14 protein-coding genes are annotated in these 22,834 nt (G+C 36.9%); 13 read left to right on the top strand and 1 reads right to left on the bottom strand.

The annotated features are described in order from the left end of the window. Nucleotides 1-14: 14 nt before the first annotated feature. The gene (locus tag N8N51_RS01365; RefSeq protein WP_261050407.1) at nucleotides 15-788 is read right to left on the bottom strand and encodes a DeoR/GlpR family DNA-binding transcription regulator; all 774 of its coding nucleotides are present in this window, start codon (nucleotides 786-788) and stop codon (nucleotides 15-17) included. Between the two features lie 175 nt (nucleotides 789-963). Here N8N51_RS01365 and N8N51_RS01360 point away from each other — a divergent pair, with 175 nt between their 5' ends. The 13 genes from N8N51_RS01360 to N8N51_RS01300 all read left to right on the top strand — a co-directional run bounded on the left by N8N51_RS01360 (nucleotide 964) and on the right by N8N51_RS01300 (nucleotide 22,833). Then, on the top strand, nucleotides 964-2,367 hold the full coding sequence (locus tag N8N51_RS01360) for a rhamnulokinase (protein WP_261103408.1): 1,404 nt from the start codon (nucleotides 964-966) through the stop codon (nucleotides 2,365-2,367). A gap of 28 nt (nucleotides 2,368-2,395) precedes the next feature. Next, the gene (locus tag N8N51_RS01355) at nucleotides 2,396-3,688 is read left to right on the top strand and encodes an ABC transporter substrate-binding protein (protein WP_050220529.1); all 1,293 of its coding nucleotides are present in this window, start codon (nucleotides 2,396-2,398) and stop codon (nucleotides 3,686-3,688) included. Nucleotides 3,689-3,774: 86 nt separating this feature from the next. Beyond that, nucleotides 3,775-4,704: a carbohydrate ABC transporter permease gene (locus N8N51_RS01350; RefSeq protein WP_078140508.1), complete on the top strand. Its 930-nt coding sequence runs from the start codon at nucleotides 3,775-3,777 to the stop codon at nucleotides 4,702-4,704. A gap of 2 nt (nucleotides 4,705-4,706) precedes the next feature. After that, nucleotides 4,707-5,546, top strand: a complete 840-nt coding sequence (locus tag N8N51_RS01345) for a carbohydrate ABC transporter permease (protein ID WP_049522255.1) — start codon at nucleotides 4,707-4,709, stop codon at nucleotides 5,544-5,546. Then, nucleotides 5,543-6,862, top strand: coding sequence for an alpha-L-fucosidase (locus N8N51_RS01340; protein WP_261103406.1), 1,320 nt, complete (start codon nucleotides 5,543-5,545; stop codon nucleotides 6,860-6,862). Before N8N51_RS01345 ends, N8N51_RS01340 begins: the two co-directional genes overlap by 4 nt. A 5-nt stretch (nucleotides 6,863-6,867) precedes the next feature. Then, a complete protein-coding gene (locus N8N51_RS01335) occupies nucleotides 6,868-8,739 on the top strand; it encodes an alpha-galactosidase (protein ID WP_261103405.1) in 1,872 nt (623 codons plus the stop codon). A gap of 21 nt (nucleotides 8,740-8,760) precedes the next feature. Then, nucleotides 8,761-10,974 (top strand): alpha-galactosidase, encoded by a 2,214-nt coding sequence (locus N8N51_RS01330; RefSeq protein ID WP_261103404.1) that lies wholly within the window; start codon nucleotides 8,761-8,763, stop codon nucleotides 10,972-10,974. Between the two features lie 13 nt (nucleotides 10,975-10,987). Continuing rightward, on the top strand, nucleotides 10,988-14,005 hold the full coding sequence (locus N8N51_RS01325; protein WP_261103402.1) for a glycoside hydrolase family 98 domain-containing protein: 3,018 nt from the start codon (nucleotides 10,988-10,990) through the stop codon (nucleotides 14,003-14,005). Between the two features lie 14 nt (nucleotides 14,006-14,019). Next, nucleotides 14,020-14,748: a class II aldolase/adducin family protein gene (locus N8N51_RS01320; protein WP_261103400.1), complete on the top strand. Its 729-nt coding sequence runs from the start codon at nucleotides 14,020-14,022 to the stop codon at nucleotides 14,746-14,748. Between the two features lie 12 nt (nucleotides 14,749-14,760). Then, complete coding sequence (locus N8N51_RS01315) at nucleotides 14,761-16,527, top strand: L-fucose isomerase (RefSeq protein ID WP_261103399.1); 1,767 nt, start codon at nucleotides 14,761-14,763, stop codon at nucleotides 16,525-16,527. Nucleotides 16,528-16,672: 145 nt separating this feature from the next. Beyond that, a complete protein-coding gene (locus N8N51_RS01310; protein WP_049543204.1) occupies nucleotides 16,673-17,824 on the top strand; it encodes an iron-containing alcohol dehydrogenase in 1,152 nt (383 codons plus the stop codon). Between the two features lie 151 nt (nucleotides 17,825-17,975). Beyond that, nucleotides 17,976-18,860, top strand: coding sequence for an SPFH domain-containing protein (locus N8N51_RS01305; protein ID WP_004235732.1), 885 nt, complete (start codon nucleotides 17,976-17,978; stop codon nucleotides 18,858-18,860). Between the two features lie 184 nt (nucleotides 18,861-19,044). Next, nucleotides 19,045-22,833 carry a DUF4982 domain-containing protein gene (locus N8N51_RS01300; protein WP_261103398.1) on the top strand — a complete coding sequence of 1,263 codons (3,789 nt, stop codon included), beginning with the start codon at nucleotides 19,045-19,047 and terminating at the stop codon, nucleotides 22,831-22,833. The last annotated feature ends 1 nt before the right edge of the window (nucleotide 22,834 follow it).

Raw genomic sequence — 22,834 nt, 5'->3', positions numbered from 1 at the left:
TTCCTATTTGATTTTCATTGAATATCAGAAACCCATTCTCCATCAAATAATTCTACTGCGTCTAATAATTTTTGATCTGGCAAGGTGTCAGAAATAAAGGTTGTGTATTTGGAGAGGGGATTAATTTTAAAAAATCCAGTCTTGTAAAATTTTGAACTATCAATCAACAAAATGGTTTCATGTGCTTTATCAATAATACTCTTCTTTGAAATTGCTTGACTTAAAGATGCTTCATAAACATATTGGTCATCAATGCCTCTTGCTGAACAAAAAGCCAAATCGATATTAAAGTGATCTAATAAAGAATTTTCTTTATCATAGTTGACTACAGAACAAGATTGATGCTTTACTTCTCCAGATGTAATAAAAATTTTAGAACTATCTCTAACAGTCTCAGATAAGGTTTGTGCTGTATGTAGACCATTTGTAAAAATAATTAGATTATCTAGTTCGGCGAGATGAGGACAGAGTTCGTAGACAGTCGTACTGGAATCAAGATAAATACACATGCCTGACCGAATAAAGTCTTTAGCGAGACTAGCGATTAGTCTTTTTTGCCTAGTACTTTCTCCTTCACGTATTTGATGAGAAAGTTCAATTGTGTTCATAGAGGAAAGGGTCACGTATCCGTGCTTTCTTTTGATAAGACCTTGATTTTCTAAGAAAATTAAATCACGACGTAAGGTACTTGTGCTGGAGAAAGTGATTTCTGCCAGCTCTTTTACGGCAATTCTTTTTTTCTTTTTGATAATTTCAATCAATTCAAGTACACGTTCATCTTTTATCATAAGCTCCTCCTAATTTATCATCTCAACTATATTATAGCACAAATTGGAGGAATTTGAATTATTTTTATGTTTATGGCGCAAATGTATGAATTTTATTCAAGTAAGCGTTCACATATTGAAAAAATAAAATGTGGGGATTATAATAAACTTAATCAAGGACGAAGAGAGAAGAAAAATGGAAGCGGTTTTAGCAATAGATTTAGGTGCGACTTCTGGAAGAGCAATCATTGGTTACCTTTCTGAAAATAAACTAGTAATGGAAGAAATAAATCGCTTTTCTAATCTACCTATTAGAGTAAAAGGGCATTTATCTTGGGATGTTGACTTTCTATTAGCTAAAATTCTTGAAAGTATCCGATTGGCTAATACTAATTACAAGATTTTATCTGTCGGTATTGATACATGGGGTGTTGATTTTGGACTGATTGATAATGAAGGAAACCTGTTATCACAACCTGTTCACTATCGTGATGAAAGAACAAAAGGAGTGTTAAAGGAAATATCTGAAATTACTGAGTTAGAAAAATTATATTCAGAAACAGGAAATCAGATTATGGAGATAAACACCTTGTTTCAACTCTTTAAGGTACGGCAAGAATTTCCTAATTCATTTTATAAAACGAATAAGATTCTTTTAATGCCAGATTTGTTTAATTATCTCTTGACAGGTAAGTTTGCTACAGAAAAAAGCATTGCTTCAACGACTCAACTCTTTGATCCTAGAAGACAAAAATGGAATCAGAATGTTTTAAAATTATTTGAATTAGATCCGTCTTTACTTCCTGAAGTTGTCTCAGAGGGAAATGTTCTTGGTAGGATAAAGAATGAGTATGGTTTAGGCGATATTCCTGTTGTGAATGTTTGTAGTCATGATACAGCAAGCGCGATTGTATCAGTTCCTAAGACAGAAGATAGTTTGTTTATTTCATCAGGGACTTGGTCTTTGGTTGGAGTGGAGCTTTCTTCACCTATTCTTAGTACCGAATCGTTCAGTTATGGATTTACAAATGAAGTCGGGAAAGATGGAGTGATTACTTTTTTGAAGAATTGCACAGGGTTGTGGATCATAGAGGAACTAAGACGTTCATTTGAACGAAGAGGGAAAGCATATTCTTTTGGTGATATAAAAACAATGGTGGAGAAAGAAAAAGAAGATCTTCCTTTGATTGATACTGAATCAACTGAATTTGCAACAGAATCTGATATGTACAAGACTTTAACAGAATATCTAGCTTATCATCATGAGACTAGAGAGTGGACAGATGGACAACTATTTAAGATAGTTTATGAAAGCCTAGCTGAAACGTATAAGGAAACAATAGAGTTACTAGAGAAACTAACTCATAAGGTTTATAAGAGGATATATGTGATTGGAGGAGGCGCTAGAGCCAGTTACTTCAATCAAATGATTGCTGATAGAACTGGTAAAGAGGTTCTTACAGGTTCGACTGAAGCTACAGCTGTAGGGAATATTTGTATACAGCTATTAAGTCAAGGTAAAATAAACGAGGATACAGGGTTAAAGGATATTATGACAAATATTGCTGATACACAATATTATTATCCTCAGCTATCATAAACAAAAATAAAAAAACGGAGGTTTTGTCATGAACAAAAAAAGTCTTTTGAAATGCGCTGTTATCGGGTTAGTAGCTACCCTTGGTTTAGCAGCTTGTGGAACATCTAAGGATGCAAGCGGTGGAAGTTCTTCTGGTAAAGAAGTATTAGAATTTTATCATGGGTATCATCATAGTGAAGATGAATGGCCTGTAGCTAAGACTATGCGAGATTTATATGATAAATTTGCAGAAGAACATAAAGATAGTGGTGTAGAATTTAAACCAATTCCTATAAATGGTGATTTGAAGGATGTAATGAATAACAAGGTTGCTAGTGGTGAATTTCCAGATGTGATTGACCTAGCAGGTAATGCAGTATCATTAGCTGCAATTGAACAAAAACTTGTTTTAGATTTAAAACCATATATCGATTCAAATAAGCTTGAAAAAAATGTTGGTTTGAACTATAAACAAAACCAAAAAGATGGAAAAATTTATACAGTACACGAACAGTTATTTACAATGGGTTTGTGGTATAACAAGGATATATTTGCAAAAGCGGGTGCTAAAACACCTGATCAGTGGAATACTTGGGAAGATTTTACACAAGCAATGGCTACTGTGAGAAAGCAAGATGGAGTGTATGCATTTGGTGCTGGAGAACCATCTATTCGCTTGTTTAATACAGTCTTAGGAACCACAGAAAATGGGCGTAAATTATTAGACAAACCATTAACAAAAGAAGGAATCGAATCTAAAGAATTTGCAGATGCTTTGAAAATGGTTATGAAAGAAATTCAAGCTAATGGTTCTAAGAATGCTGGTGGCGATGCTAATGCTTATTCTAAAGACTTCCAAGAAGGTAAATCTGCAGTCTTCTTTAATGGTGTGTGGGCTTCTGGTGAGATGTCTAAGAACCCAAGTCTTGCACCTGGAATCTATCCTGCAGGTGTAGCAATTAGTTCTTCTGGAGGTGGTATCACTATCTCAAGTAAGATGTCTGAAGCTAAACAAAAACTAGCTCTTGAGTTTTTGAAATATATGACTAGCGATGATGTACAAAAAGTAATTTTTGAAAAAGTAGGAGCAAATCCTTCTGATGAAAATGTAAATGTAAAAGAACTTTCAGAAAAGAGTTCAGAAGCTACTACTAAAATTTTAGGACAAGCAATTACTCAAGTTAAGAATGCAAAAGTAGTTGTTCCAACTGTAAGTGATGTTTGGGGTGGCGATGTACACACAGCTATTATCAATGCATTGACAGAAAGTGCTGCTGAAAATGTAGATGTTGATCAAAAAGTGAAATCTACTCAAGATGTGTTGAAATCATTGATTGGTTAATTGTTTTAGGGAGTGGAAACGAAGCTCAGTTGGCACTGCCAACTGAGCTTGATTTTACTCATATAGTTGAAAAAAGGAGTTTGTTTATGGCACAAAAAGTTATGAGCCTACAAAATAGGAAGAATCAAAAAAGACGATTTATCTTTTTATTTCTTTTGCCAACGTTGATTTGTTTCTTTCTATTTTATTTTTATTCAGTAGTAACAATCTTTTTAACTTCATTTGCTAAATGGGATTATACAAATTTAAACACCCCTGAGTTTCTTGGATTTGATAAATTATTTGAAAATTATAGGTATGTTTTTAAAGAATACCCATTTTTTACAGAAGCTCTAATTAATTCTGTTCGTTGGGCTGTAATTGGTGTTATTATTCAAGTTCCTTTGGCTTTATCTGTTGCAATTACATTATCTAAGAAATTAAAAGGATGGAAGATATCTAGAAATCTTTATATTGTACCGAGTATCATTTCTAGTGCTGCTATGGGATTGATTTTTCTTCAAATCTATAATCCAAACTATGGCGTTGTTAACCAAATTATTCATCTATTTAATCCATCGTTTAAAGATTCAGTACTGTTGACTCCAGGATTAAATATAGCAGCTATGACTGGCGCTTATATCTTCTTTGCAGGAGCATCAACCATTATGATTCTTGGGCAAATTTTTGCTATTCCAGAAGAAGTTCAAGAAGCTGCTATTTTAGACAATATTACTGGTTGGAGGAAAGAGTGGTATATTACGATTCCGATGATTAAGGGGACAATTAAAACTGTTTCAATTATGGCAGCAACTTCAGGATTTTTGCTCTATAACGAAGTATTCTTTTTGACAAATGGTGCTGCAGGAACAAAAAGTATCAGTTTTGTTATTCGAGAATTAGCGGTGGCTAGCTCACGAACTCAGTATGCTCGTGCAAATACAATTGGAGTTATACAAATCTTAGGTGGAATGTTGATTATCGTTTGTATTAATATTTTATTCAGAGAAAGAAAAAGACTGAAAGGTGGGAAATGATTATGAATACACATATAAATGGTATTAGTAAAAAAGGCAAAGTTCTTATATATGGTTATATGCTCCTTACCATTTTAATTTCCATTTTCCCTATTGCGTGGATATTTTTATCATCATTAAAAGCAGATCCTATGAAAAATCCAGGTATTAGTTTACCAACTGACTTTACTCTTGATGGTTATATAAATGTTTTTACAAAACTTCATGTTTTCACTTACTTTTGGAATAGCTTTAAAGTAGTGTCTATATCAGTTATTATTAGCATTGTTATGATTTCCATGTCTTCATATGTTATTGCTAGGATGGAATTTAGAGGGAAGAAGTTAGTGACTTCTATGCTGTATTCTACTCTATTTATTCCAGCAACAGCTATGACTTTTCCAGTTTATAGATTAGTAAATGCGTTGGGGATTTATAATACCCCAGTTGCTCTAATTCTAGTCTACTCTTGTAGTGGAATTGCTATGAGTTTCTTCATTATAAAGAACTATTTTGAAATTATTCCAAAAGAATTGGAGGAGGCGGCAGAGATTGATGGTGCGACATATGCTCAAACTTTTTGGAAAGTGATGTTGCCAATTGCTAGACCTGGAATTTTAACAGCAGCAGTACTTGCCTTTATTAATAACTGGAATGAATATTATTGGGCATCTATGTTGGTGATTGATAAAAATGAATTAACAGTACCAGCATTACTAGGTCAATTTACTACAAGTTTTAATACTAATTATAATGGTCTCTTTTCAGCGATTGTTGTAATCGTATTACCACCAATCATTCTATTTGCATTTACAAGTAAATACTTTATTGAAGCTTTAGGAGGAGGAGCAGTAAAAGGATGAAACATACACTTGAAACTATCAATAGTAGAACTCAGTGGTTTAGAGAAGCAAGATTTGGGATGTTCATTCATTGGGGTTTATATTCTATTCCAGGAAAAGGGGAATGGATTCGTAGTCATCAGAAATTATCTATTGAAGATTATGAACCATATTTTCGAGCTTTTGATCCTAAGGAATATAACCCTAGAGAATGGGCTAAACAAGCAAAAGCTGCAGGGATGAAGTATATGGTTTTAACAGCTAAACATCATGATGGATTTTGTTTGTTTGATTCAAAATTTACAGATTATAAATCAACAAATACACCTGCAGGTAGAGATTTAGTTAAAGAATTTGTAGATGCCGTTCGAGCTGAAGGTTTAAAAGTAGGGTTATATTTTAGTTTGATTGACTGGTATCATCCTGATTTTCCTAAATATGCTGATCTAAATCATCCAATGAGAGGAAATGAAGCCTATCGAGATGAGAAAATTAACTTTGACCGTTATTTGGAGTATTTGCACAATCAAGTTAAAGAAATTGTAACTGGTTATGGTCAGATTGACATATTATGGTTTGATTATTCTTATGAAGACATGGTAGGTGAAAAATGGGGAGCTTCAAAATTAATAGACATGGTTCGTCATTATCAGCCAAACGTTATCGTAGATAATAGATTAGAAACATCAGGTGAAGGATTCGGAAGTATTGTTACAGATGAAATTACCTCTTATGCTGGAGATTTTGTTAGTCCAGAGCAAATTGTTCCTCACGAAGGTATTCGAAACTTTAAAGGTGAGCCTGTTCCTTGGGAACTTTGTCTAACTATGAATAACAATTGGGCTTATAATCCTACTGATTATCTATATAAGTCTAGTCAAACTTTGATAAGAAAGTTAGTTGAATGTGTTAGTAAAAACGGGAATATGATTCTTAATGTAGGCCCAGATGCTTTGGGAAGAATTAATGTTCCAAGTAAGAAAATATTAGATGATTTTCATCAATGGATGTCTCGAAATGGTGAGGCAATTTATGGATGTAGTGGAGATGAAAATTTACCAAAACCAGATTGGGGATACTATACTCGTAACGGAAATACGGTTTATGCTCATGTATTTGAACAACCTATAGGTCCGTTAGCTCTTCTTGGTATTAGTAAAGAAAACGTAAAAAGAATGAGCTTTCTTCATGATGGAAGTGAGGTGAAAATTTCAGAAAGCTGGACGACCAATGCCTATAAAGGAATTTGTTTTGCACAGTTTGGAGAAGTTCCTCATTTTACCTATTCATTACCAGACTTGATTGATAGCGTAATAAAAATTGAGTTGAGAGAGTAGTTTATATGAAAATTGAAAATAAAAATGTAAGACGTAATTTCTTTTGGGGAGATGGTCGATTTTATACTACTGATATCGTAAACAAACGGGCAGGAGTAATGATAAAAAATGTTTCGAAAGAGGAATTTACCATTACATTGGAGAATGGTATAAGACTTTCTTCAAATCATTTTTCAGCAATCGTTAGGGAAGAGGGAGATAAGCGGATTGAGGTTTCTTTTGTTTATCCTTCCATTCGTTTACGTTTAATCTTTGAATCAAGGGATGATGTTCTTTCGAAACAATTAGTTTTAGAATCTTCTACTGAAGTTATTAAATCTGTAGAGGTAGAGAGTTTTGAGTTTGAAACAGAAGACCATATTTTCTATCCTAAAAGACAAGATTGTATTAAGGAAATGGCAAATTTTTCCGGCTATTATGTAGAATTAGGACAACCTGTTTATGCTAATTCTTTATTCTTAGGAATGGAATTTCCCATGTCTGAAAACAAGGTAGATGGTAGACATTATGTATCAAGGTATTACTTAGGAACGGTTATTAATCAAGAGAAAAATTTGTGGCCTTGTATTGTTGGGGGTGCAGGTTCCTATAAAAAAGAAGAGATTCAAGAGGCATTTTTTGAATATGTGGAAGGAATAGCTCAACCTAGTTATTTCCGTAAACAGTATAATTCCTGGTATGACCATATGACCGACATTACAGAAGAAGGTATTCTAAAAAGTTTTTCTGAGATTAGAGATGGATTTGAAAATCATGGAGTCCATTTAGATGCTTATGTTGTTGATGATGGTTGGACAAACTATCAATCTGTTTGGGAATTCAATCATAAATTCCCAAATGGTTTGAGAAATATTAAACATCTTGTAAATGGATTTGGTTCAAGCCTAGGATTATGGATTGGTCCCAGAGGTGGTTATAATGGGACAGAAATCATTATGAGTGATTGGTTGGAAGCACATCCAGAGTTAAGGATTGGCTCTAAAAATTATACTTCAAATGATGTAAACGTCGCTGATTTTAACTATCTCAATCAAATGAAGAAAAAGATGTTGGAATATCAAAAAGAATTCGATATCAGCTATTGGAAAATTGATGGTTGGTTACTTCAACCTGACAAACCTGATAAGAGTGGGTCGCATGGTATGTATACCATGACAGCGGTTTATGAGTTCTTAGTTCAACTGTTGATAGATCTAAGAAAGGAGCGAGGAGGAAAAGATTGTTGGTTAAACTTGACTTCTTATGTAAATCCTAGTCCATGGTTTTTACAGTGGGTCAATAGTTTATGGATTCAAATATCTCAAGATGTAGGGTTTACAGAGAATGCAGGTAATGATATCAATCGTATGATTACTTACCGAGATATTCAGTATCAAGAATTTTTGGAAAAACGTGAGATACAGTTACCTATGTGGTCGCTTTATAATCATGAACCAATCTATGCTGTCAGTGCAAATACCTGGTACATGGATCATCAAATGTTTGCATCAATACCAGATTTTGAAGCTTATCTATTATTTATTTCAACAAGAGGGAATGCTTTTTGGGAGTTTCACTATTCTTTTGATATGTTTGATGAAGAACGCTGGAAAGCCAATGCTCATGCTGTCAAATGGATAGAGGAGAATTATCAAACACTAAAATATAGTAAAAAAATAGGAGGAAGTCCTGAAAAATTTGAAATTTATGGTTATAAGTGTCACAATCAGAAGACTTCTACTGAAATTCTCTCTCTGAGAAATCCTGCTCAGATTAAACAAAAAATAAAAATAGAGAATCTTTCGATAGAGAATTTTACCAGAGTAATTGGAGATTTTACTATTCAAGAAGATGAGATAGAATTGGCACCGTACTCTATCGTGATACTGAAGAAGTAAAGAAAAAATTGTGAGGTAGAGATGACGATTTATATTAATAAGGACGAGACCGTTTTTCATTTGGAAATGAAAGATAGTAGTTATATTTTTAGAATTTTAGAAAATGGGGAACTTCAACATCTATATTTTGGGAAAAGGATTCATGTCAAGGAAAATTATAACCAATTGATGGCCTATGAAAAAAGAGGATTTGAAGTATCTTTTTCTGAAGAATTTGAGGATATTCAACAGTCTATGATACAAAATGAATATTCTTCATATGGGAAAGGAGATTTTCGGCATCCAGCCTTTCAAGTTCAAGGAATGAATGGTAGTAGGATAACGACACTAAAATATCAAGGTTTTGAATTTGAAAAAGGGAAAAATCGTCTTAACTCTCTACCTTCAACATTTGATGATATTGGTCAGTGTGCGGAAACATTAACGATTATTTTAACAGATTCCATATTAGATTTAACTGTTAGACTAAATTACACAATTTTTCCGGAATACAATGTCTTAGTTAGAAATACGGAATTTTTAAATAATAGCAATAATAAGTTGACTCTTTTGAAAGCAATGAGTTTACAGCTAGATCTACCTGATAGTCAATATGACTTTATTCAATTTTCTGGAGCATGGCTGAGGGAACGTCAGTTATATAGAACTTCGCTTAGACCAGGTATTCAAGCAATAGATAGCTTGAGATACTCATCAAGTCCTCAGCAAAATCCTTTCTTTATGCTATCAAGGAGGGAAACTACCGAGCATAGTGGTGAGGTTTATGGTTTTAACTTTATCTATTCTGGAAATTTTCAAAATATGATTGAAGTTGACCATTTTGACACAGCTAGAGTAACGGTAGGAATAAATCCAGTAGAATTTCGTTTTTTATTAAATCCTGCCGAAAGTTTTGTGACACCAGAAGCAATTGTGACCTATTCTGATCAAGGGATGAATCAGATGAGCCAACAACTATCAGATTTTTATCGACATCATTTAGTTAATCCTAATTTTTCTCAAGCTAGTCGTCCTATAATACTCAATAGTTGGGAAACATTTTATTTTGACTTGAGTACAGAAAAAATTTTAGATTTAGCAAAGGCTGCTAAAGATTTAGGGATAGAATTATTTGTACTGGATGATGGTTGGTTTGGTCATAGGAAAGATGACAAAAGTTCTCTGGGTGACTGGATAACAGATAGAAGTCGCCTTCCTGAAGGTATTGGATTTCTTGCAGATGCAATTCACAAAATAGGTTTACAATTCGGTTTGTGGTTTGAGCCTGAAATGATTTCTATTGATAGTGATTTGTACAAGAATCATGCCGATTGGACTATCCATTTGTTAGACAGAGAGAAGTCAGTAGGAAGAAATCAATATGTGTTGGATTTGACGAGACAGGAAGTTGTTGATTACCTTTTTGATTCTATTTCTAAAATCATAATCGAAACAAATCTGGATTATATCAAATGGGATATGAATCGTCATATAACAGATATTTATAGTATTGAACTTGATTCTGAACAGCAGATGGAATTTGGTCATCGATATATCTTAGGTCTTTATCAGTTATTAGATCGTTTAATAACTAAGTTCCCTTCAGTTCTATTTGAATCTTGTTCTTCAGGTGGTGGACGTTTTGATTTAGGACTTATGTATTATGCACCGCAAGCGTGGACGAGTGATGATACGGACCCGATAGAACGGTTGAAAATTCAGCATGGAACTTCTTATGGATATTCTCCATCAATGATGACAGCTCATGTTTCTATTTCTCCAAACGAACAAAGTGGAAGACAAACGAGTTTGGACACTAGGACAAATGTAGCTTATTTTAGTTCTTTCGGTTATGAATTAGATGTTACGAGATTGTCGGTAGAAGAAAAAGAACAAGTGAGAGAACAAATTCAGTTTTATAAAAAATATCGTTCATTGTTTCAATATGGGGATTTTTATAGGATAAACAGTCCTTTTAGTTGTGATTCTGCTAGTTGGCAAGTTGTTTCAAAGAATAAATGCCAGTCGATTTTACTGTATGCTCAATTGAATAGTAAGTTGAACCCAGGTTATACAAGAGTTTATTTTAGTGGTTTAGATAAAGATAAATGCTATTCCGTCTCTGGATTTGATGAGTTCTTTTATGGAGATGAATTAATGAATGCTGGAATAAAAGTCAGTTTAAGTAATTTAGCACTATGTGTTCCAGAATATCTTACAAAATTATTTGTTATTGAGGAAGTTGTATGTAAATAATGAGGAAATAAAAATGGAAAATAAAAAAATAGCAAAACAGATTTTAATAGCTACGGCTGTTTTAACAAGTTTTTTAGGAAGTAAATTGGTTTATGCAGATGTAGTCCAAAGTAATTCTAATGACAGAGCTAGTACTGAAACTGCTAGAGTAACAGTGAATAACTTAAGAAAACCAATTACTAAAGATCAAGAAACTGATACGGAGATGACATATCTTTCAGATATGGATTGGTCTTCTGCAACTCATGGTGATGTAGATAAAACAAAAACAGTACAAAAAGATGCTCCATTTACAACAGGAAATAAAGGAGAACATACTAAAATTTCATTGCTTACTTCTGACAATAAAGTTAAGTATTTTGATAAAGGAATAGGGACAGTCGCAGATTCCCCGTCTGTAATCAGCTATGATATTAGTGGTCAAGGATTTGAAAAATTTGAAACTTATATAGGAATTGATCAAAGTGCTAATAGTTCTAGAGCAGACCACGCAGTAGTGGATAAAATAGAAATAGAAATAGATGGAGAAGTAGTTTATTCCAGTAATGTAACTAATCCAGATGGATTCAGATATAATACCCAGGCACAATTTATTAGTGTGACAATTCCACAAAACGCTAAAAAAATATCCTTAAAATCATTCTCAGGAGAACATACATGGGGTGATGAAGTTGTATTTGCTGATGCTAAACTTATTAAAACTGTTAGTACTCAAACTATAACTCCAGATCTTCTTAATAAAGGAATTAATGGAGGAGTATATCTTTCTGATTTAGAATGGGTTGATGCTACTCATGGTGATGACGATAAATCAAAAACAGTTCAGAAAGATAAACCGTTTACACCTGGTAATAACGGTGCAAATAATAAAATAAAATTATTAATTGACGGGAAGGAAATAGAATTTAATAAAGGATTGGGAACTGTAGCAAGTAACCCGTCTAGTATAAAATATGATGTTTCGGGTGCTAATGTTACAAGATTTATTTCCTATGTCGGAATTGATAGGAGCGCCAATCATTTAAATTCAGATTACGCAGATATTCAAAAGTTTGAAGTTGTTGCGGATGGTAAAGTCATTTACTCATCAGATTCAAAATATCCGAAAGGAATTAAGTATGATACATCGGCATTTCTGGTTGATGTTGAAATTCCAAAAGATACACAGACGATAGAACTTAAATCATATTCAGGAAAACATACATGGGCTGACGAATTGGTTTTAGGTGGAGCCATGTTTATGGCAAATGGTAAATTTAAGAATCCTAATGATTGGTCAGAAGTTGATAAACGTCGTGAAATTAATAATGAACATCCGTTACTTATGATGCCTTTATATGCTAACGGAGAAGAGTTTAACCAAGGGAAATATACTTTTTGGGGAGGAGATACATTAACAGGTAAGTGGGAGAATATACCAGATGACTTAAAACCATATACTGTTATACAGTTACATCCAGATGATCTTCCTAAAAGAGATGGAGCTGCTAGAGATTTTTATGAACATATGTTAGAAGAAGCAGCGAAATATGTAAATCCTAAGACTGGAAAAAATGAACCAATTCCAGTTATTCTGACGGTTTACACTGCTGGTAATATGCCTTATTATACTTCGGCACATTGGTTAAGTACCAGCTGGATTGATAAAATGTATCAAAAATATCCAAATTTGCATGGTATTTTCAGTACAGAGAATTATTGGATTTGGGCAAATGATATTGAAAATAAGGCGGCAGATTACTTAAAAGTATCAGCTAAAAATGGAGGATATTTTATATGGGCTGAACAAAATAATGGTTCTTCAATAGAAAAAGCATTTGGAAAAAACGGTAAGATAGCATTTCAGAAATCTGTTGATAAGTACTGGAAGAACCTTATTTTCATGTTCAAAAATACACCTGCTGCCGAGGGAAATGATTCAACTACAGAAAGTTATATGAAGGGACTTTGGCTATCAAATCATACTTATCAATGGGGTGGTTTGATGGATACTTGGAAGTGGTATGAGACAGGTAAATGGAAACTGTTTGCAACTGGTAATATCGGAAAAAGTCAAGGAGATAGACAATGGTTGACTGAACCAGAGTCTATGCTAGGAGAAGAGGCTTTAGGGGTTTACCTTAATGGAGGTGTAGTTTATAATTTTGAACATCCAGCTTATACCTATGGTGTAAATAATAAAGAAAGCTTACTCTTTAGCGAAGTAATAAAAGAATTTTTTAGATATGTAATAGCACATCCAGCACCATCTAAAGAAAAGGTACTTGAGGATACAAAAGTATTCATACATGGAGACTATTCAAATAAAGGAAATGGTAAGTTCTTTGTAAACGTAAATACTGATAGAGAACAAACTCCATTATACATGACTGGTCGTTATAATGTTATTCCAGCTATTCCAGGTATTTTAAAAACAGATAAATTGAAAGAGTCTGTTTCTGGTAATCGTATTCAGATTAAGGAGATCACTTCCCCAGAATTTAGCTCTACTCAGGCTAGAAAAGAATACTTGAATAAGCTGTATCCTACGAATTATGAAGGAGATATCTTTGCTCAGAAATTAGATAATAGATGGTTTGTCTATAATTACAAGGTAAATGAGAATGTTAAACAGACTGGAAAATTAAAATTTAATTCTTTAGAAATGGATGTTGAATTTGAACCTCATACCTATGGTATTTTTGAGAGAATAAGTAATGGATTGAAAGTGAATTTAAATAATTTTAGAACAAATAAAGATTCACTATGGTCTAATGCTCAAGATGCAAATCAGGCAAGGAAACTACCACAATTGACCAAAAAAGGTGCGATTAAGTGGATTGATGAACATTATATCAAAGATACTCAGTTTGGAGAGAAAAGGGTTACAAAGATAGTATTAAGAGGTATAGATAAACTTCCTACTATTCATTCATTAACAGGAACAAATAATTCCTATGATCAGCCATCTCTCAATTTTGATCAGAAAAATCATACGGTTACTATTACCATTAACAGTAACGGAAATCTTGAATTCGAACTTCATTTTTAGAAAGGAGTGAGTTTATGTCTCAAGATGAAAAATTAATTCGTGAACAGATTTGTGATGTTTGTCATAAGATGTGGCAACTTGGTTGGGTTGCTGCAAACGATGGGAATGTATCTGTTCGATTAGATGAGGATACCATTATTGCAACTCCTACTGGCATCAGCAAAAGTTTTATTACTCCAGAAAAGCTGGTGAAGTTAAATCTCAAAGGAGAGATTTTAGAAGCAGAAGGTGATTACCGGCCTTCTAGTGAAATTAAAATGCACATTCGTTGTTACGAAGAACGTGAGGATGTCCGTGCGGTTGTTCACGCGCATCCACCGATTGCAACAGGATTTGCTCTTGCACATATTCCCTTAGATACTTATTCACTAATTGAGAGCGCGATTGTGGTTGGGGCAATTCCTATAACTCCATTTGGAGTTCCGTCTACAATGGAAGTGCCAGAAGCAATTACACCTTATCTACCAGATCATGATGTCATGCTATTAGAAAATCATGGAGCTCTGACTGTCGGAAGCGATGTCATTACAGCATACTACCGTATGGAAACTTTAGAATTAGTAGCAAAGACAACCTTCCATGGAAGAATGTTACTGTCTACAAAAGGTATTGAAGAACAAGAAATTGCTCGTCCGATTTTAGAACGTCTATTCTCAATGCGAGAAAATTATAAGGTTACAGGTCGTCACCCAGGCTACCGTAAATATAATGGCGATGGTAGTATAAAAGAAACAGAAAAATAAGAGGAAAATATTATGATTCAACATCCACGTATTGGTATTCGTCCGACTATTGATGGTCGTCGTCAAGGTGTACGCGAATCACTTGAAGTGCAAACAATGAACATGGCTAAAAGTGTGGCAGATTTGATTTCAAGCACATTGAAATATCCAGATGGAGAATCTGTGGAATGCGTGATTTCTCCATCTACTATTGGCCGTGTACCAGAGGCAGCAGCTTCACATGAGTTGTTTAAAAAGTCAAATGTTTGCGCAACAATTACAGTTACACCATGCTGGTGTTATGGTAGTGAAACTATGGATATGTCTCCAGACATTCCTCATGCTATTTGGGGATTTAATGGGACAGAACGTCCAGGAGCTGTCTATCTTGCAGCTGTTCTAGCTTCACATGCTCAAAAAGGTATTCCAGCCTTTGGGATTTATGGAAGAGATGTTCAGGAAGCTAATGATACAGATATTCCAGAAGATGTCAAAGAAAAACTTTTACGTTATGCGCGTGCAGCTCTTGCAACTGGCTTGATGAGAGACACTGCTTACCTATCAATGGGTAGTGTTTCGATGGGGATTGGCGGTTCTATTGTAAATCCAGATTTCTTCCAAGAATACTTAGGAATGCGAAATGAATCGGTAGATATGACGGAGTTCACGCGCCGTATTGACCGTGGTATTTATGACCCAGAAGAGTTTGAACGTGCTATGGTTTGGGTAAAAGAACATATCAAAGAAGGTGTTGATCGAAATCGTGAGGATTTGATTCTTTCTAAAGAAGAGAAAGAAAAACAATGGGAATTTGTGGTAAAAATGTTCATGATTGGTCGAGATCTTATGCAGGGGAATCCTCGTTTAGCAGAGCTTGGTTTTGAGGAAGAAGCAGTTGGTCACCATGCTTTAGTAGCTGGTTTCCAAGGTCAACGTCAGTGGACAGACCATTTTCCAAATGGAGATTTTATGGAAACTTTCCTCAATACTCAGTTTGACTGGAATGGTATTCGAAAACCATTTGTATTTGCGACAGAGAATGATTCACTAAATGGTGTGTCTATGCTCTTTAATTATCTATTAACAAATACTCCACAAATCTTTGCTGATGTGCGTACTTATTGGAGTCCAGAGGCTGTTAAACGTGTAACGGGACATACTTTAGAGGGGCGTGCTGCAGCTGGATTCTTACATCTAATCAACTCAGGTTCTTGTACATTGGATGGTACAGGTCAAGCTACTCGAGATGGCAAACCTGTTATTAAACCATTCTGGGAGTTGGAAGAAAGTGAAGTGCAGGCTATGCTTGAAAATACAGACTTCCCACCAGCAAACCGCGAATACTTCCGTGGAGGAGGATTCTCAACTCGTTTCTTGACGAAGGGGGATATGCCAGTAACAATGGTACGTCTCAATCTTCTAAAAGGGGTTGGTCCAGTGCTACAAATTGCAGAAGGTTACACACTTGAACTTCCTGAAGATGTTCACCATACTTTAGATAATCGTACAGATCCAGGATGGCCAACTACTTGGTTCGCTCCACGTTTGACAGGAAAAGGTGCTTTCAAGTCTGTCTATGACGTCATGAATAATTGGGGAGCTAATCACGGAGCGATAACATATGGCCACATTGGAGCAGACTTGATTACCTTGGCTTCTATGTTGAGAATTCCTGTCAATATGCATAATATACCTGAGGAAGATATCTTTAGACCTAAAAATTGGTCCTTATTTGGAACAGATGATCTAGAATCAGCAGACTATCGTGCATGTCAGTTGTTGGGACCACTACATAAATAAAACTTGTTTATATAGGAGGTGAACTTACGTCCCTCCTATCCTTTTAAAAACATTTGTTAAATATTTCACAAATAATTGAAAACGAATACAAAAAGTAATATAATGATGTTAAATAGATAGCGCGAAGGCGCAGGAGGAAAATTATATGGCTACATTTTATGTTCCGGCAGTCAACCTTATTGGAAAAGGTGTTGTAAATGAAGTGGGTCCTTATATCAAGGAACTTGGCTATAAAAAGGCACTTTTGGTGACAGATAAGTTCATCGAAGGAAGTGACATTTTGCCTAAGGTTTTAAAACCGCTAGATGCAGAAGGAATCGAATATGTCATCTTTAGCGATGTAGAGCCAAACCCTACTTGTAAGAATGTCACAGATGGGGTAGCTGCTTTGGAAGAACATGGATGTGATTTTATCATCAGTCTTGGTGGGGGTTCTCCACAGGATGCAGCTAGTTGTATTTCTATCATAGCTACAAATGGTGGAAAACCACAGGATTATGAAGGGCTTCATAAGTCTGCTAAAAAAGGCTTGCCAGTTGTGGCTATCAATACAACGGCAGGTACATCAGCAGAAATTACCATTAACTATGTGATTACCGACGAAGAACGCAAGGTTAAGATGGTAATGGTTGACAAGAATAGCCTTGCTCTTATCTCTGTTAATGACCCTGAATTGATGATTTCAAAACCTCAAGCCTTGACTGCTGCGACAGGTATGGATGCTCTGACTCACGCTGTTGAAGCTTTGGTAACACCTGGTGCTTATGATGTGACCAAGAAATTATCTATCGGAGCAATTGAGCTTATCAAGGAATACCTTCCTCGCGCTGTAGCAAATGGACACGATATTGAAGCGCGTGAAGGTATGGTCAATGCCATCTTCCTTGGTGGTATGAGCTTTAATAATGCTGGTCTTGGCTATGTTCACTCAATGGCTCACCAACTAGGTGCAGTATATAATTTGCCACACGGTGTTTGTTGTGCCATGTTGCTACCAGTTATAGAGCGTGAAAATGCTAAACGTGTACCAGAAGCTTTCCGTAATGTTGCCAAGGCCTTGGGACTTCATGTAGAAGGTAAATCAGATGAAGAGTGTGCCGATTATGCAATTGCTGAGATTGAGAAGCTTTCTGAGACAGTAGGTATTCCTAAGAAACTGACTGAGCTTGGTATTGAAGAAAAAGATTTCGACTTTGAATACCTTTCTAAGAATGCCTTGATTGATGCATGCGCACCAGGAAATCCATTTATGCCAACCTTAGAAGAAACGATTGAGTTTTATAAAGAGTTGTTTTAGCAAGAGATTTGACGACAATGTGACAATTCACCTCTAATTATTGACATTTCAGGAAAAATCGCAGTAAAAACTGCACATCCTTCTTTAAATGTGCTATAATACAGAAAAAAAAATAATGATGGAGGTCGTCGCGATGATAACAACATTTTTGATGATTTTTGTGGTGGTTTGTGTGCTCCTATTGGTGATAGTCACACTGAGTACAGTTTATGTGGTTCGTCAGCAGTCGGTGGCGATTATTGAACGCTTTGGGAAATACCAAAAGGTTGCCAATAGCGGTATTCACATTCGCTTGCCTTTTGGGATTGACTCGATTGCAGCGCGGATTCAGTTGCGCTTGTTGCAAAGTGATATTGTGGTTGAGACTAAGACCAAGGACAATGTGTTCGTTATGATGAATGTAGCGACTCAGTACCGTGTCAATGAGCAGAGCGTGACAGATGCCTACTATAAACTCATGCGTCCAGAATCTCAGATTAAATCTTATATCGAAGACGCTCTTCGCTCTTCTGTTCCAAAATTAACCTTGGATGAATTATTTGAGAAAAAAGATGAGATTGCCCTTGAGGTTCAACACCAAGTAGCGGAAGAAATGACAACTTACGGTTATATTATCGTGAAAACCTTGATTACCAAAGTCGAACCAGATGCAGAAGTTAAGCAATCCATGAATGAAATCAATGCGGCGCAACGTAAGCGGGTTGCAGCGCAAGAATTGGCGGAAGCTGACAAGATTAAAATCGTCACTGCAGCTGAAGCCGAAGCAGAAAAAGACCGCCTTCATGGTGTGGGGATTGCCCAACAACGTAAGGCGATTGTGGATGGATTGGCAGAGTCTATCACAGAACTCAAGGAAGCCAATGTTGGCATGACAGAAGAGCAAATCATGTCCATCCTCTTGACTAACCAGTATTTGGATACCTTGAATACCTTTGCTTCTAAAGGAAATCAAACTATCTTTTTACCAAATACGCCAAATGGTGTAGATGATATCCGCACACAAATCTTGTCAGCCCTTCGCGCTGAGAAGAAATAATAGACTAAAGAGCTTGGCAACAGGCTCTTTTTGCGTAGCTCTTGTAGCTTTGAGGATTAAAATCCTCCTCCACAAATTATAGAATCTTTTCTGAGTATTTAGGAAGTGATGGAGGAAATCTTGAAAGAACTTTTGTTTTGTGCTATAGTCAACTATATCGATTCGTTTAAAGAGGAATGCTTGTATGAGAAGAGAAGAAGTTTTACGAAATCACTGGTTTTTTAACCAAGAGGTGGGGAAGGAAGAGGCCTTGGCGTCGGATTTTCAGAGGGAAAATTGGCAGGTTATTCAAGTGCCACATGACTGGAGTATTTACAATGATTTTGACCAGTATTCGCCAGCGCAAAATGAGGGTGGTCAGTTAAACGGGGGTCAGGCCTGGTATCGGACACAGTTTTACTTGGAAGAAGATGCCAGTCTTGTATCGGTGCGTTTGTTGTTTGACGGGGTTTACATGAATGCCCAAGTCTATATCAACGGGCAAGTGCTGGGTTATTATCCCAATGGCTACACACCTTTTTCTTATGATATCACGCCTTATCTAAGAAATGATGGGACGGCCAACCAGCTTGCGGTTTTTGTGGACAATCAGCAACCTAGCAGTCGTTGGTACTCGGGTAGCGGTATTTACCGAGAAGTAAAATTATTGATTACAGATTCGGTGCATCTGGATTTATATGGGATTAAGATAGAAAGTCCCAAGCTAAAGGAACAAAGGCAATCTTGGGTGGAAACCCAGCTTGAAAGCAAGGTTTCAAATGATGGGCCTCAGTCCGTGTCGGTGTATTTGGAACAGAGTATCTGGTATGATGGCCAACAGCTGTCAGACTGGCAGGCGACAGACTCTATAGTGATTGAGTCTGGGGACAAATATTCTTTCCAACAAGCCATATCAATTTTCCAACCTTTGCTTTGGGATATTGACCATCCTCATCTCTATCAGTTGAAGACTCGCCTTTACAAAAATGGTATTTTAGTTGATGAAGAAGAGGAGACTTTTGGTTACCGTTATATGGATTGGCAAGCGGATAAGGGCTTCTTTCTAAATGGTCGCTGGCTGAAGATTCATGGAGTTTGTCTGCACCATGACTATGGATCTCTGGGAGCTGTGGAAAATAGGTCAGCTGCTGAGAGACGATTGCGCCAGATGAAGGAAATGGGCGTCAATGCGATTCGAATCACCCATAATCCAGCTAGTAGTATTTTGCTGGATCTGGCTGCTAAAATGGGCTTACTCATCCAAGAAGAAGCCTTTGATACCTGGTATGGAGGCAAGAAAGAATATGACTATGGTCGCTTTTTTGAGGAAGAAGCTACTCATCCAGAGGTGAAAGCAGGCGATTTCTGGTCAGATTACGATTTGCGAACTATGATCGAGCGTGGCAAGAATAATCCAGCGATTTTTATGTGGTCCTTGGGAAATGAAGTCAGCGAAGCAAATGGAGATGCTCATTCATTGAAGACGATCAAGCGCTTGCTAGAAAGGGTTAAGGAGGTTGATGATAGTCTTTTTGTGACCATGGGAATGGATCAGTTCCGCTTCGGAGATGGTTCTGGAGGTCATGAAAAGATTGCTGATTTGCTGGATGTGGTGGGCTTGAATTACTCGGAAGACAATATTGATGGGATTCGCAAAAGACATCCCAAATGGCGACTTTATGGATCTGAAACCTCATCAGCTACACGGACGCGTGACAGCTATTTTCGACCAGATAAGGAATGGGTTGGGGATAATCGCCGCGTGCGGAATTTTGAACAGTCAGACTATGGCAATGATCGAGTTCCTTGGGGGAAGACGGCGACGGCTTCTTGGACAGCAGATAGAAATCGGTTAGACTATGCGGGTCAGTTTATCTGGACAGGAGTGGACTATATCGGTGAGCCGACTCCTTGGCACAATCAAAATGACACGCCTGTAAAGAGTTCCTATTTTGGGATCGTGGATACGGCAGGGATTCCTAAAAATGACTATTATCTCTATCAAAGTCAGTGGTTGGACCTAGATCAGCATCCCATGGTTCATATACTGCCCCACTGGAATTGGGAAATCCACAAGAGTTATCAACAAGTTGTGGATAAGTATGGGAATATCCCTGTCCGGGTGTATTCAAATGCCCGTTCTGTAGAGCTATTTCTCAATGGAAAATCTCAAGGTAGAAAGACTTTTCAGGAAAAATGGACTTCAGATGGCAGAAAATACCAAGAGGGAGCAAGTTCTGAACAACTTTATCTCGAATGGCGTTTGGCTTATCAACCGGGAGAATTGCATGCTGTGGCCTATGACAGTCAAGGTCAGATTGTGGCAGAAGATAGGGTGGTGACTGCAGGTAAGCCAGCCAAAATCGGGTTACATGCCGAGAAAACAAAACTGGAGCCAGATGGGCAAGACCTCCTTTATCTCTATTTTGATGTATTGGACAAGGATGGAAATTGGGTGCCGACTGCTTCCAATCAGATTCATTTTAAAATTGAGGGCCCTGCTCGCATTGTAGGTGTGGATAATGGCAGGCAGGCCAGTCGTGAACGTTACAAGGCTCAGAAAAATGGTCGTTTTAAGAGGAAAGCCTTTCATGGCAGAGGTGTACTTTTGGTTCAGAGCTTGGAGCAGGTAGGTCAAGTGAGAGTAAAGGCTAGTGGCAGAGGACTAGAGCCAGCAAGTTTTGATCTCTTAGTGGGAGAGGCTTTGGCTTGCCAGCCAGTGAAAAATCAGAGCTTATTTGAGATTCGAGTGGACAAGCAGGCAGGATTACAAGAAGGGGATTCCCCAGCCATTGGACTTTATCCACAAACTGTGGATAACCCTGTGAACAAGGTGGGGAATAGTGAAGTGATTTGGGAAACGAGTGGTAGTGCTCACGCCATTATCAAGCAGGGAGTACTTCATTGCTTGTCTGCAGGGGACTTGGCTATTCGCGCCTTTTATCAAGGGAAGACCAATCAAATGCACTTGCAGGTCGCAGAAAATACCTCACTAGGGCAGGCACTTTCTGTACGACCACTTCGCTTGTATACAGCTAAGGGAACTTATCCACAGCTTCCATCTTCAGTTTTGGCGGACTATGAGTTCGGGGGTGCAAAACGAGTCAAGGTTGTTTGGGAAGCAATCTCGGAAGAAGATTTGGCAAGCTTTCATGAGTTTACGGTATCTGGTCAGCTAGAGGGTCTGGATTTAAAGGCTTCTGCTCAGGTTTGTGTCCAAGGGATTTGCGCTATTGAGCCTGAAAGGGTTTGGACGCTTGTCAAGGAAGCCCCACACTTACCAGACCGAGTCAAGCAAGTCTTATCAGATGGCAGAAGAGATACGGCCAAGGTGACTTGGGATGAACTCGATCCTCAAGTCTATGCTCAGGTAGGAGAAAGTGTGCTCACAGGGCAGGTAGCAGGCTGTGAGTTGCCAGCAACAGTCACCATTCATGTGACAGATGCAAGTGTAGATGGGGAAGTCATTTCCAATCAATGGACAGGGTCCAATCTGCCTCTGGTCTTTACTTCCCACTCAGAGCCGAATCACCCAGCCTCCTACCTCAATGACAAGGTCATTGCTCGGAAGAAATCGATAGCCAATACTTGGATTGTCAAGTCAGAGCAAGCCAGTGTGGGCATTCTTTTTGGAGATGCAGGGATTTTAAAACCGCGATTTGTGGATAACCTGACCTTGTATTATGTTGAAAATCAAGACTACATGGCGGTGGATCCTACCCATATCGATTATTATGTAGGGAATGAGCCTACTTTACCTCGAACTCCCAACCATTTGGATAAGGATTCCCTGCTCGAGCAAGAGGAGAATTGGCGGCCTGTATCAGCTATCCGAAAAGTTTCAATCTACAAGGATGAAGAGCTTCGTTTTGAATTTGATAAGGTAGAGACTTATGCCCTTCGTCTTCGATTTGAAAACTTGGTAAATCCACTAGCGTTAACAGAATTGCAAGTACATGCCAAAAAAGTAAAGAAAAATGTAGATAGGAAATAGT

It is taken from the genome of Streptococcus mitis (assembly GCF_946188685.1).
GTDB lineage: Bacteria > Bacillota > Bacilli > Lactobacillales > Streptococcaceae > Streptococcus > Streptococcus mitis_CC.
The sequence above is the reverse complement of the archived record's forward strand: the minus strand, read 5'-3'. Positions and strand labels throughout refer to the sequence as shown.